General features: G+C 47.9%; 11 protein-coding genes. 9 read left to right on the top strand and 2 right to left on the bottom strand.

Annotated elements, in window-relative coordinates; all coding sequences use genetic code 11:
- Positions 1–66 precede the first annotated feature (66 nt).
- Together MKZ12_RS05400 and MKZ12_RS05405 are read left to right on the top strand one after the other, a co-directional pair.
- Entirely contained in the window at positions 67–1755 is a 1689-nt protein-coding gene (locus MKZ12_RS05400; protein WP_339259169.1) for a methyl-accepting chemotaxis protein, read from the top strand.
- A gap of 35 nt (positions 1756–1790) precedes the next feature.
- Positions 1791–2435, top strand: a complete 645-nt coding sequence (locus tag MKZ12_RS05405) for a Vat family streptogramin A O-acetyltransferase (protein ID WP_339259171.1) — start codon at positions 1791–1793, stop codon at positions 2433–2435.
- A 296-nt stretch (positions 2436–2731) separates the two neighbouring features.
- Here the strand turns inward: MKZ12_RS05405 and MKZ12_RS05410 are convergent, their stop codons facing one another.
- Both MKZ12_RS05410 and MKZ12_RS05415 read right to left on the bottom strand, forming a co-directional pair.
- Entirely contained in the window at positions 2732–3004 is a 273-nt protein-coding gene (locus tag MKZ12_RS05410) for an HU family DNA-binding protein (protein WP_169480336.1), read from the bottom strand.
- Positions 3005–3104: 100 nt separating this feature from the next.
- The gene (locus MKZ12_RS05415) at positions 3105–3305 is read right to left on the bottom strand and encodes a cold-shock protein (RefSeq protein WP_017690333.1); all 201 of its coding nucleotides are present in this window, start codon (positions 3303–3305) and stop codon (positions 3105–3107) included.
- A gap of 169 nt (positions 3306–3474) precedes the next feature.
- On the opposite strand from MKZ12_RS05415, the gene MKZ12_RS05420 reads away from it, so the two are divergent.
- From MKZ12_RS05420 to mglC, 7 genes are all read left to right on the top strand, one after another.
- Entirely contained in the window at positions 3475–4365 is an 891-nt protein-coding gene (locus MKZ12_RS05420; protein ID WP_339259173.1) for a tyrosine-type recombinase/integrase, read from the top strand.
- Between the two features lie 348 nt (positions 4366–4713).
- Positions 4714–6447, top strand: coding sequence for a response regulator (locus MKZ12_RS05425; RefSeq protein WP_339240017.1), 1734 nt, complete (start codon positions 4714–4716; stop codon positions 6445–6447).
- Between the two features lie 26 nt (positions 6448–6473).
- Positions 6474–8270, top strand: coding sequence for a sensor histidine kinase (locus tag MKZ12_RS05430; RefSeq protein ID WP_339261321.1), 1797 nt, complete (start codon positions 6474–6476; stop codon positions 8268–8270).
- Complete coding sequence (locus MKZ12_RS05435; protein ID WP_339259175.1) at positions 8248–9420, top strand: substrate-binding domain-containing protein; 1173 nt, start codon at positions 8248–8250, stop codon at positions 9418–9420. Before MKZ12_RS05430 ends, MKZ12_RS05435 begins: the two co-directional genes overlap by 23 nt.
- Before the next feature lie 163 nt (positions 9421–9583).
- A complete protein-coding gene (locus tag MKZ12_RS05440) occupies positions 9584–10645 on the top strand; it encodes a galactose ABC transporter substrate-binding protein (RefSeq protein ID WP_036606548.1) in 1062 nt (353 codons plus the stop codon).
- 74 nt (positions 10646–10719) lie between these two features.
- Positions 10720–12225, top strand: coding sequence for a sugar ABC transporter ATP-binding protein (locus tag MKZ12_RS05445; RefSeq protein WP_339259176.1), 1506 nt, complete (start codon positions 10720–10722; stop codon positions 12223–12225).
- A gap of 15 nt (positions 12226–12240) precedes the next feature.
- Positions 12241–13260: a galactose/methyl galactoside ABC transporter permease MglC gene (gene mglC, locus MKZ12_RS05450; protein ID WP_076214373.1), complete on the top strand. Its 1020-nt coding sequence runs from the start codon at positions 12241–12243 to the stop codon at positions 13258–13260.
- Positions 13261–13515 lie beyond the last annotated feature (255 nt).

The raw sequence follows: 13515 nt of genomic DNA on the forward strand, positions 1-13515 counted from the left end.
CGAAACAGACTCGAAATCGGCTTGAATATCCCCACAATTACATAGGGAAAAGGGTGGCTCACACACATGCGAAGCATGAGCATCGGTACCAAAATCAGTTTGATCGTTATCAGTATATTTATCGTCTTCTCCTCAGCCGTGGCGGTAAGTGTAATCATGGAGATGAGACAGGGGATTACGACATTCGCTACAGAGAAGGCGAAGCGAGATTTGGAGATGGCGAATAGTATCATTACATATAAGTATCCAGGAGAGTGGGCCATTCAAGACGGACAATTATTCAAGGGAGATATCGCGCTGGAAGGTAACTTCGAACTGGTGGATGAGATTGGACAAGCATCTGGGGACACGGTGACCATCTTCCGAGGTGATGAACGTGTCGCTACGAATGTTATGATAAACGGGGAACGTGCTGTTGGCACGAAGGTATCTGAAGAGGTCGCCCAGATCGTTTTGCAGCAAGGGGAAAAATACTTCGGTGAAGCCGTGGTTGTGGGTCAGAAATATCAAACGGCCTATGAACCCATCAAGAATGCATCCGGGGAGATTATCGGCATTTTCTATGTTGGTGCTTCTCAATCATTAATTGATGTGATTATCTCCTCGTTCCTCAAGACATTCCTGATCGTATTCCTGCTCGCAATGTTGGTCGCAATTACCCTGATCCTGTGGTACGTTCGCAGGGTGAGAGTACGAATCGAGCGGGTATCCGTGGCAATCAAGCGGGCGGGCACAGGTGATTTTACACAGCCTGTAGTTGATAACGTCAAAGATGAAATTGGCATGCTGGGCACGGGATACAATGAGATGAGAAGCAATCTGCAGATGATCATTCAGGGTGGACTTCAAGCTGCGGAGAAAGCAGAGCATTCGACTGGATTGCTGCTCAAGATTGCGGATCAGACGGGTAATGAATCGGCACAGATCGCATCTTCTGTTGAACAAGTCGCGCAGGGAGCCGAGCGTCAGACGGTCAGTACGGAAGAAAATCTGCAGGCGATGGAAGAAGTGGCTATAGGCGTACAACGTATGGCAGACAAGGCCTCCAGCATTTCTGACTCTGCTATGTATTCACGCAACCAGGCAGAGACCGGAGGTGAAGCGGTGCAACTTACCGTTCAGCAGATGTCTACGATTGAATCCTCCGTTACCAGAACGGATGAAGTCATTCGCATGCTGGAAGGGAAGTCGGCACAGATTAGCCAGATGGTTTCCACCATTCATGAGATTGCGAATCAAACGAATCTGCTCGCCCTCAATGCATCGATTGAAGCGGCAAGAGCCGGGGAACATGGCAGAGGATTTGCCGTGGTATCTACCGAGGTTCGTAAACTCGCTGAACAAGCGGGAGAATCTTCAGATCGTATTGAAGAACTGGTCAAAGCCATGGAACAAGATATGCAGCAATCGCTATCGGCCATGTCGAGAGTGAAGGATGAAGTGCAAGAAGGGCTGCGCTTGACCCGGGAAACGGAACAAAACTTCAGCCTGATCCGGGATACGAACTTGCGTATGGCGACAGAGATTGAGGACATGGCTGCGACGAGTGAAGAGATGTCCTCAGGCGTGGAGCAGATTGTGGCTTCCGTACATGAGATCGCTCGCCATGCGCAGACGGCCAGTACCAATTCACAGCAGGCTGCCGAATCTGTTCATGAACAGCTCAAGTCGGTAGAGCAGATCAAGGCTTCTACGGCTATTTTGTCTGAAGTGTCGACAGAACTCCAGACTTCACTTCGTCCGTTTAAGATATAATATCTGTTACAATAGGGAAAAGGAGGGACTTCAATATGGCTCCTGATAAAACAAAACTTTTCCCCAATGAGAATATCCGCACCGTATGTTACATTCAAAACCTGCCGCCTCGTTCCAACGTGGACATCGGTGATTATACGTATTATAGCGATAACAGCAATCCGCCAGAGCAATTCTATGACCGGATACAACATCATTATGACTTTATTGGTGATCGCCTGGTTATTGGCAAGTTCTGTGCAATTGCGGAAGGTGTGACATTCATTATGAATGGCGCGAATCATCGGATGGAGGGCATGACGACGTATCCTTTTAACATTTTCGGTGGAGGATGGGATCGTGTGACACCTACACTTGAGCAGCTTCCATATAAGGGTGACACGATACTGGGGAACGATGTATGGCTTGGACAACATGTGACGATCATGCCTGGTATCACGATTGGAGACGGGGCAATCGTTGCCTCCAATTCAACTGTTGTGAAGGATATCGAACCCTATACGATTGTTGGTGGTAATCCAGCCAAAACTGTTAAAAAGCGTTTTGATGAAGAAACAATTGCACTGCTGCTGGAATTGAAGTGGTGGGATCAGGATGAGGAGTGGCTGGATACGCACCTGGAACGTCTTGTCTCTACATATGATCTAGAGATATTACGCGGACTTTTGAACAGCAAGTAGAGCAGGTAGAAACTGTATTTAACCAAAGCAAATCAGGCCCTGGACCGTTTTGAGCGGATCAGGGCCTCTTGTTGTCCAAGATGAAATGTTAGATTAGCGGATGGGGGGACGTAGAGTGCAATCAGACTTTGCTAGTGGGGGTTTTGAATGAGTATGAGTTTCTGCATGATCCGTGTTTGTCTGTTTGCCTGAATAAAAGTTAATGATATCATCAACGGTAGTAAACACGACATTTAAATCCATATTATCATTGTGTGTTTGAATAAAAACCTCTTTTCAATGGGTTGTTGCGTTGTTTAATTTAAAGCTTCTTTCATGCTTAAGCCTGCTGTGAATACAGGAACTTTACCTGCAGGTAGTTGAATTTCTTTGCCTGTTCTCCGACTTCTTCCCGTTCTTGCCTCACGCTTCTGTACTTCAAATTTCCCGAATCCAACCAGTTGAACTTCTTTACCTTCTTTGAGAGCTTCCAGAATTGAGTCCAGTACAACGGTTACCGCCTTTTCAGCATTCTTCTTGGAGAAACCGCCAGCCTTGGCTACTTCTGTGATCAATTGTTCTTTATCCATGGGGAATACCTCGCTTTCATTGTTGGGGTGTGAAATTCTGTGCTGTACAACCTATGAGTAAATAAAAAGCTGCCTTATTAATAAGGCAGCTTTCATATAATTAAAGTTTAGTAACGTTCTCAGCTTGTGGTCCACGGTTACCTTGAGTTACTTCAAATTGAACGCGTTGACCTTCGTCCAAAGATTTGTAACCTTCACCTTGAATTGCACTGAAATGAACGAATACGTCTGTTCCTTCTTCAGTTTCGATAAAGCCGAATCCTTTATCCGCGTTGAACCATTTCACTGTACCTGTTTGCATGTGATTCCTCCAAAAAATAAGTTTTTAGCCGATCATTATGACGAGTATATTTGAAAAATTGACACTCACCTGGTGCATTTAAACCACAGACTTGATGTCCGCTAATGTATCGATTAATATTATAATACCATGTCCGCTAATATAAGTCAAGATTTGGAGGTAATTTCTAATGAATCAGTCATCAGGGATTTCGGTGCAGCGGGAGCCAACGATAGAAGAATTCATTCATATGCTTGCCAATGAGGATGAATTACAGCCCAAAACCGTGAAGGAATATGCAAGTGATCTGAAGCACTTTATTGAATGGTACAAGGAAAACACCCTGCTCGGGGAAAAGGTTACATTGAGAATTGAAGATGTAGATACATCCACTTTAGTCCATTATCGTGAAGATTCACACAAGGTTATGCTATTGAAACCAGCCACCATTAACCGCAGGTTGATTACGCTGAAGCGTTTTTTCAAATGGGCTGTTCTGGAATCCAGACTCAATCATGACCCCTCCAAAGCATTAAAATTCATTCCGGAAGACAAAGTCAGTCCACGCCGAATGACATCCGAAGAAGAAGAAGCGTTCCTCGAGGCAGTGGAGTACGTTAACTCTCTTCGTGATCGGACTATCCTGACCCTTATGTTCCATACAGGCTTGCGAACGATGGAGGTATGCAATCTCACGCCTGGTGATATTGAACTTGGTAGACGAAGTGCTTACCTGACAGTGAGAGCCGATAAACGCAACCGGGAGCGTAAGGTCCCTTTGAATATGCAGTGTATTGTAATATTGAATCAGTACTTATCTGATTTTGCTACCGATCATACGTACCTTTTTCCTTCAGAAAAGACAAACGATCGTTTAACGGAGAGAGCACTACGCCATCTGATTAAAAAAGTAATGATTGCAGCAGGGCTGGAAGGTCTGAGTTCACATGATCTGCGTCATCGTTTTGGCTACGCCATGGCAGAGCATACGCCACTGCACCGTTTGGCGGAGATGATGGGGCACACCAATCCAGATACGACAATGATTTATATCAAAGCATTAAGTACGAATCAGCGGTGAAAACAAGAATAAAGGATCCATATGATAGTTAGAATTAAACCCCTCTTATTAGAAGTTCTTCGAAATTTCCGTGTTTGTATTACTTTAACCTAACCTTGGCATTCATATACTCTCCTTCACATTTCACTTAGGCACTGCCCGACAGGGTTGCCTTACCTCTCTTGAAGAAAGCGATTACATATCCCTGATAATATTGTATATTATGATGGCAACCTTGGATCTGATCAACATGATTCCTTAGCATTTGGCATAAATTCGGTGAGAAATAAGAAATCCAATGATTCACAATATCACACATATATCAGTTGTTAGGGCATACAGCCCATTATAAAAAGGAGGAATCCGAACGTGTACCGGGTACTGCTGGTGGATGATGAAGAAGATGTGCGGGAAGGACTTGTTGTAGAGGTCGATTGGGAAGCGCTCGATCTGCGGATTGTCGGTTTGGCTGAGAATGGGCGAGAAGCTTTGGAGATGGCGGAGCGGGTGGAGCCGGATATTGTGGTGACCGATATCAGCATGCCCTTCATGAATGGTCTGGAACTCGCGCAAAGATTGAGGAAGCGTAATCCACTTGTGAAGGTGGTCATCTTAACTGGATATGATGAATTTGATTATGCGAGGCAAGCCATCTCGTTAAGTGTGGATGAATATCTGTTGAAGCCGTTCTCGGCAGGACATCTCACCGAACTGCTCACAAGACTGCGCGCCCAGATGGCCGCTGAAGTGGCCGAGCGTGAAGATGTACAGCAGCTGCGTGAGCACTATCATACCAGCTTGCCATTACTGCAGGCAGATCTGATGGCGACCCTGCTCCATCGGCAGAAATCTTCGACATATATTCATAGTAAAGCCAAACAATGTGGTTTGGATCTGGCAGGAAAACGCTACGGGGTGTCTGTATTGACACTGCATATGGAAGGAGATGTGCAGAAGGACAAACCTGAGGAAGTATTCAACGAGCTGCCGCCGCGGCATAACCAATCAACATCTGAGGAAGCGGATCAGTCTGAGCTATTCGTTCCCGGAGGTTCATTGCGTCAATCGGAAGATGCTGAACTGAAACGCTTTGCTGCACTTAACATTGCGGCAGAAGTATGGGCGGAACACGGGGCTGGTCATGCCTTTATGCATCAGGAGACGATTGTCCTGCTCTATGTGGATCGCTTGGGCGGTACAGATGGCGCGAAGCGACAACAGAAGGCATTGGAAAATGTGATGCGCAGCATCAATCACTACTTACGTATCCCCGCTACGGTGGGATCTGGTCAGATCGTGGATACACTTGCGGAGGTGAATCAGGCCTATGAAGATGCCCTGCTCGCCTTGGATTATCGGCTTGTACCCGGAACGGATTCAATCATATATATCGCGGATGTAGAGCGGCAGACGGCGGGCAAGCTGCGGTTCGACGAGTTAAAGCAGCAGACGCTGACACGTTGTCTTAAGGCGGGTACACAAGTGGAACTGGAGGAAGCACTGGCGATCATTTTCCGGGAAATTACAGTGGAACATGGGCGCAGTGATATTCAGCTCTATCTGATTGAAGTGTTAACAACAGTATGGAAGGCAGCGCAGGCATCCGGAGAAGAGATGGAGGACATCTTTGGAGCAGGTTTCCAATTGTATGCAGATCTGTTCCGACTGCCAGGTCTTACTGACGCACAGAAGAAGGTACGGGAGGTCTGTCTACTTGTACAACATCGCATTGCCAGTGGTCGCCAGCATGTATATAAGGATATTGTTGAGCAGGCGTTAGTCTTCACCAAAGAGCATTATGCCGACCCGGATCTGTCCATTCAGAAAGTGTGCGGACATTTGCATATCAGCTCCGGTTATTTTTGTGGCATTTTCAAAAAAGAAGTGCAGCTTACCTTCCTGCAGTATCTGATGCAGATCCGGATGGAGGCGGCCCGTGAACTGCTTCGCTCGACAGAGCTGAAGTCGTTTGAGATTGCGGAGCAGGTTGGCTTTGCTGAACCGAACTACTTCAGTTTTTGTTTCAAAAAACATATTGGCGTCTCGCCCAAAGAATATCGTAAACAGGCTTCCCAGGCAGCACATGAAGGTTCAATCCGATGAAGTTCTGGTCCAAGTGGTTGAACTCCATGGGAATTCATTTTCGCTCCAGGCTGCGCTCGTCCAGAGTCAGCAGTATCCGTTTTATTATTACGTGGTCCTTCTCCGTCTTTATCGTTCTGGTGCTGACCATCATGGCGATGCTTCTGCATGACAAGTTCACGCAGGCTGCCGAGCGAAGTGCGGAACTGACGACGAGACAGATTGTGGATCAGGTCAGTTATAACCTGGAGGATTACGTCCGCAGCATGTCTCATCTGTACCGTGCCATTGAGGAACATATGCTGCGTGACGGGACATGGGAAGGGGAGTTGGTGGACAAACAGCTCGACACATTGCTCAGCAGTCGTGAAGATATCATCTCGATTACCCTGCTCGATTCCACGGGTCAATTGCTCAAGAACCGACCTACAGCTGAATTAAAACCGAGTGCCCATGTGACACAGCAAGGGTGGTTTCAGTCTGCGCTTCGTGTGCCGGATCACCTGAGTTTCTCGTTACCTCATATTCAGAATATGTACACAGGCCCATATAAATGGGTCGTTTCCATGAGCAAAGGCATAACGATACGGCAAAATGGTCAGGATCGGCAGGTTATCCTGCTGGTCGATATCAATTTCAAACAGATGGATGAATTGAGCCGCCGGGTCAGTCTGGGGCAACGGGGATACGTCTACATCATTGATGAGAGTGCGGGCAATATTGTGTACCATCCGCAGCAGCAATTAATGTATATGGGACTCAAAAGTGAGAATATCGAACAGGCTTTGGTGGCTTCCGGCAGTTACGAAGATGAGGCAGATGGACAGAAAAGGCTGAATACCGTGAAGTCCGTTGCCAATATTGGATGGAAAATTGTCGGTGTGGCCTATTTGGATGAAATTATGACAACACGTCAGGAAGTGAACGGATATCTCATTCGTGTACTGGTCGTTGTGCTCGTGCTGGTCATTCTCGTATCGCTGTTTCTTTCCTCCAGTCTGACTCGTCCGATCCGGCGAATGGAGCGCAAGATGAAGGCTGTGGAGCGCGGGGATTTCAACGTGGAGTTGCCTATCGAAGGACCGCTTGAGGTGGAACGTTTATCGCGTCGCTTCAACCTGATGGTCAATAAAATCCGAACCCTGATGGATGAGATCATTCATGAACAGGAGCAGAAGCGTCGTCTGGAGCTGGAAGCCTTGCAGGCCCAAATCAATCCGCATTTTTTGTATAATACGCTGAATTCCGTGGTGCGAATGGTCGGCATGAGCCGCAATGAGGAAGTGATCACGATGATCACGTCTCTTTCGCGCCTATTCCGCATCAGTCTCAGTCAAGGTAAAACGATTATCACGGTCAGGGAAGAGCTGGAGCATGCGCAGCATTATTTGACGATTCAACAGATGAGATTCAAGCGAAAATTCAACTTTAACATTCAGGCAGATGAGACGCTCCTGGAATGCCTGACCTTAAAGCTGGTGCTTCAACCCCTGATTGAGAACGCCATTGTTCATGGCATCGAGTACCACATGGACGAAGGAAGTATTGAGGTCGATGTTTATTGTGAGGACAACAAGCTGGTGTTTCGCATTACAGATAATGGGGTCGGCATGACGGAAGAACAGATGTCGGGATTGTTAAGTGGCCGTCCGGTTGTCAAAAGCGGTGCAGGATCAGGTGTCGCGGTACGCAATGTACATGACCGAATCCGGCTCTATTACGGGGAGGGTTATGGTCTTGAATTTGCAAGTGAGCTGGAAGAAGGCACCACGGTCTGGATTCGAATTCCCATTCAATCGCAGCAGAAGGAGGTCGAGCCTGATGACGGAGAAACAAGTGAATAGGAACGATGCCCGTAGAGTTAAAGGATTGAATATTTGTACGTATTGGAAAAAGGTTGCTGCGAGCATCCCGGGATTTCGGAAACGTCGGTTGTTAACTGTGACAGTTGCAAGCTTCTGTCTGCTTATAAGCAGTGCCTGTGGCCTCTCGAGTCCAGATGCTGCGGCAGTACCATCACGTATTGCGCTGATTACACCAGCAGGCACTGGCGAACTTGCGGAAGCCATCCGGCTTGGTGCCGAAGCGGCTGCCAAAGAGAGTGGGGTGGAACTGATTACCGTGGAAGCATACCCTTCCGAGGGTCATGTGTACACACCTGCCCTTCTGGACGCTGATCGAAGTCAGATGAAGGTCAAACAGGCAAATCCGAACAGCCAAACGTTGTCTCGCAGTGTGCGAGAGCAGGCACAGGTTGAAGCAGCCGCATTGGCTCTGAAGCAGGGGGCATCAGCTCTATTGGTTGATCCCCTGAGTGAGAAGGCACTTAGCAATATTATTCAGGAGGCACAGACATCAAATTCCGATGGAACCATCGTTCCTGTCATTGTGCTTAACGATGAATTTCCCGTGAAAGGTGTAACCAGTATCATCTCCATGGATAATGTCGAGGCAGGGAGACAGGCGGGCCAGGCCATGGCGGAGCTGCTGAAAGGGCGAGGGCGTGTAGCTTTATTGGGTCCAGACCCCGTTAATTCCGGTCTGATTCAGAGAGAGCAGGGGGTAATGGAAGTCCTGGTACAGTATCCTGATATTCAAGTGGAACCCAAATCGATATGTAATACACGGGATGGATGTTGGCAGACTGCGAAGCAATTGCTGGACCAGCAGGATGTGGATGGCTTTATCACTCTTCAGGAACCGGCTTCACTGGGAGCAGCTGATGAACTGAATCGACGCAACTCTGCAGACAAAGTAAGAATTGTTGGATTCGGCAGTGAACAACAGCAACTGGAGCAATTGCAAGAAGGGGTCTTTGATCATCTTATCGTCCAGAATGGATATAGCGCAGGTTATCTGGGATTGAATCAAGCCGTTGCACGGCTGAACAATCAACAGGTGCAATCGAGAGTTCTACTTGAGACGAAGCTGGTTAGTACAGACAATATGTTCTGGATGGATAACCAGAAGCTGTTGTTTCCTTTTGTACAATGAACGGATGCTGGAACGAATGGTGAATGAGAAAAATTAAGCTGTTTTTTAACTTGAGGAAGATTTCGATAGAACAGGTGAAGATATTGTATTCGAATTTAATGTAAACCCTTTCATAATAAAGACATCGGTTAAGCCGAATGAACTTGGGGGAGGTCATTAGGATATGAAGAAAACATGGATGACACTGTTGATTACAGCATGTATGGTTGTGGCGGCGGGTTGCAGTAGCGGTGGAGACAGCGCAGGTGGAAGTACAGGAACAGATACAGGAGGCCAAACAGCAGCCGGGACGGAAACGCCCAAGATTGGTGTCGCCATCTACAAATTCGATGATACATTCATGACGGGGGTACGTAATGCGATGACCGCAGCAGCGGAAGGTGTTGCGACTCTGGATATTGTGGATAGCCAGAATGCACAGCCAACCCAGAACGAGAAGGTCGATCTGTTTGTGTCCAAGAAATACAATGCCATGGCCGTGAATCCGGTGGACCGGACGGCAGCAGGTGTCATTATTGACAAGGCTAAGGCAGCGAACATTCCAGTGGTTTTCCTTAACCGTGAGCCCGTGGCTGAAGATATGAACAAGTGGGATAAAGTGTACTACGTAGGAGCAAAAGCGGAGGAGTCCGGTACGATCTCTGGACAGCTGATTGTGGACTACTGGAAGGCACATCCGGAAGCCGACAAAAACGGCGATGGCAAACTGCAATACGTCATGCTGAAAGGGGAACCGGGTCACCAGGATGCAGAGCTTCGGACCAAATATTCGGTTCAGGCCATCCAGGATGCCGGTATCGAAGTGGAAGCATTGGCGGAAGACACGGCGATGTGGGACCGTGTGAAGGGTCAGGAGAAAATGCAAGCGTTCCTGGCATCCCACGGCGACAAGATTGAAGCCGTTCTTGCGAACAATGATGACATGGCCTTGGGTGCCATTGAGGCATTGAAAGCAGCCGGATACTTCAAGGATGGCAAATCGATGCCGGTTGTAGGTGTGGATGCAACAGCTCCAGCCATTCAGGCTCTACAGGATGGAACGATGCTGGGCACGGTGCTCAATGATGCCAAGAATCAGGGGGCAGCCACGGTGGCACTGGCTTCCGTACTAGCCAAAGGTGAAACACCAACGAAGGAAAATACCAAATACGATATTACCGATGGTAAATACGTCTGGATTGCATACAAAAAGATTACCAAAGACAACATTGCCGACGCCCAATAACAGCACGAGACAGGGACGTCCGACATTCGGGTAACGTCCCTTTTTTGCTGGTCATATGGAAGGGAGGAACCAAGATGGAGTCACCTTACCTGCTGGAGATGAATGGAGTCTCGAAAGCATTTCCTGGTGTGCAGGCACTAAGTCAGGTCACATTGAAAGTGAAGCCGGGAACGGTTCACGCCTTGATGGGAGAGAATGGAGCGGGCAAATCCACACTAATGAAATGTCTGTTCGGGATGTATCATCCGGATGAAGGAACGATACGCATCGAAGGAAAGGATGTGGATATTTCGAATTCCAAGGCGGCACTTCAGCAAGGCATATCCATGATTCATCAGGAGCTGAATCCGGTCCCGCATCGCCCGGTGATGGAGAATATCTGGCTGGGGCGTTTTCCGATGAAGGGAATACTGGTGGATGAGAAACGGATGTATTCCGATACACTGGCTCTGTTTAAGGACCTGAATCTGGATATTGATCCGAAGGCTCAAGCGGGAACATTGTCTGTCTCCAAGATACAATCGATGGAAATCGCCAAGGCGGTCTCATTCAATTCCAAAGTTATTGTCATGGATGAACCCACCTCTTCCCTGACAGGCAAGGAAGTGGAGCAACTCTTCGCCATTATTAATGAACTACGCAGTCGGGGGGTGTCCATTATCTACATTTCCCACAAGATGGAGGAGATCCTGACGATCTCGGATGAAGTGACAATCATGCGTGATGGCTTCGTTGTCGGGACTTGGGATGCTGCGGATTTAACGACAGATCTGATTATTACACGCATGGTGGGTCGTGATCTGGATGAACGTTTCCCGGAACGCACCAACGTACCTGGTGAAGTGATATTAAAGGCCGAGGGTCTGACATCCAACCAGTCCAAATCGTTTTGTGATGTATCCTTTGAGCTGCGAAAAGGTGAAGTGCTCGGTATTGGCGGCTTGGTTGGAGCACAGCGGACAGAACTGATGGAATCCTTGTTCGGACTGCGCGGACTCGCTTCAGGTACGATTTCGATTCATGGGCGCAAGGTGAAGATTAATTCCCCCGCAGCAGCGAAACGTCATAATATCGCGTTGCTCACGGAAGAACGAAGGGTTACAGGAATATTCCCCGTGTTGTCGGTGTATGAGAATACGATCATTGCCAGTCTGGGGCGCTACCGCAATCGCGTGGGCTTGCTGGATGAGAAAAAGGGACGGGAAGAAGCACGGGAACAGACGCAGAAGTTCAGAACCAAAACGCCTTCAGTTAACACGATGATTCGAAACCTGTCTGGCGGTAATCAACAGAAAGTTCTGTTGGCCCGCTGGTTGCTGACTGATCCGGAGATTCTGTTGCTGGATGAACCGACACGTGGAATCGATGTAGGGGCCAAGTTCGAGATTTACACCATAATTACGGAACTGGCTCGTCAGGGCAAAAGCATTATTATGATTAGTTCGGAGATGCCTGAACTGCTTGGTATGTCGGATCGCATTATGGTGATGAGTGAAGGGCGTCTAACCGGAATCGTGGACGGAGCCGAGGCAACAGAGCAGGATATTATGAGGCTGGCCGCTCAGCAGCGGATGGCTTAGTCAGGAGGGAAACAGATGAACACACAGATGATCAATCAAGTGAAAAATTATGTAACACAACGCGCCATCTTTATCGTATTGATTCTGCTCATCATTGGTATAGCTATTGCCGATCCGAATTTTCTTGCCTTCTCTACACTGCGGGACATCTTACAGCAATCCTCCACACGGGCCATTATTGCACTCGGTGCAGCCTTTATCCTCGTCACGGGTGGGGTCGATCTGTCCGCGGGAAGGGTGGTTGGTCTGACGGCTGTTGTATCGGCATCGATGCTGCAAATTGATGAGTATGCGAACCGCTTCTTCCCCGATCTGCCCCATTTGCCGGTGTTGTTGCCGATTCTGGTTGGAATCACCGCAGGTCTATTCGTGGGTTTGGTCAATGGACTGATTGTCGCCAAATTACATGTGCCCCCTTTTATCGCAACGCTGGGTACAATGGTTGCCGTGTATGGACTGAACTCCATCTATTTTGATACGGAACCCAACCAGTCACAGCCGATCGGAGGATTAAGACCTGATTTTACCGTCATTGGCTCTGGATACATTGATCTGGGCGGGGGTTATTCCATCCCGTATATTGTCCTTATCGCTATTGCGGTGGCTTTAATTTGCTGGGTGATCTTTAACAAAACACGTCTCGGCAAAAATATGTATGCCATCGGCGGTAACATTCAGGCAGCGCATGTATCCGGAATTCATGTGGCCCGCAACCTGGTTGCCCTGTATGCCATTGCGGGTGCGTTATATGGCCTGGGTGGTGTGCTTGAGGCAGCCCGAACGGGCGGAGCAACAAACAATTACGGTAATATGTATGAGCTGGATGCGATTGCCGCATGTGTGGTAGGTGGCGTATCAACGGCGGGTGGTATTGGAACGGTACCTGGAGTTATGGCGGGTGTGCTGATCTTCGGGGTCATTAACTATGGTCTGACGTTTATCGGTGTAAGTCCGTACTGGCAATTGATTATCAAAGGATTGATCATTGTTGCTGCGGTGGCTTTTGACATCCGTAAGTATATGGCGAAGAAATAAGATTAACGTGAAAAGGTTACACCGTTGTACTCCGAGTGCAGTACCATCTTCCGATCGCCCTTATCCCCTGATTTTCTTGATTCCCTATATTAATAGGGGAAAATCCGGTGATAAGCGTATGCTTCCGATGTAGCTTTCTTTCAGAAAGCTTTAGGCGAACGCTCTCGCTTCTTCAGATTGATTCTGCACTCTCCGTTGTGGTGTAAAAATTCCATTCATCTTATATGAAAAAGTAGCAAAGAAGCCAGCCCTCGG

This window comes from Paenibacillus sp. FSL R5-0713 (assembly GCF_037973325.1).
Taxonomy (GTDB): domain Bacteria; phylum Bacillota; class Bacilli; order Paenibacillales; family Paenibacillaceae; genus Paenibacillus.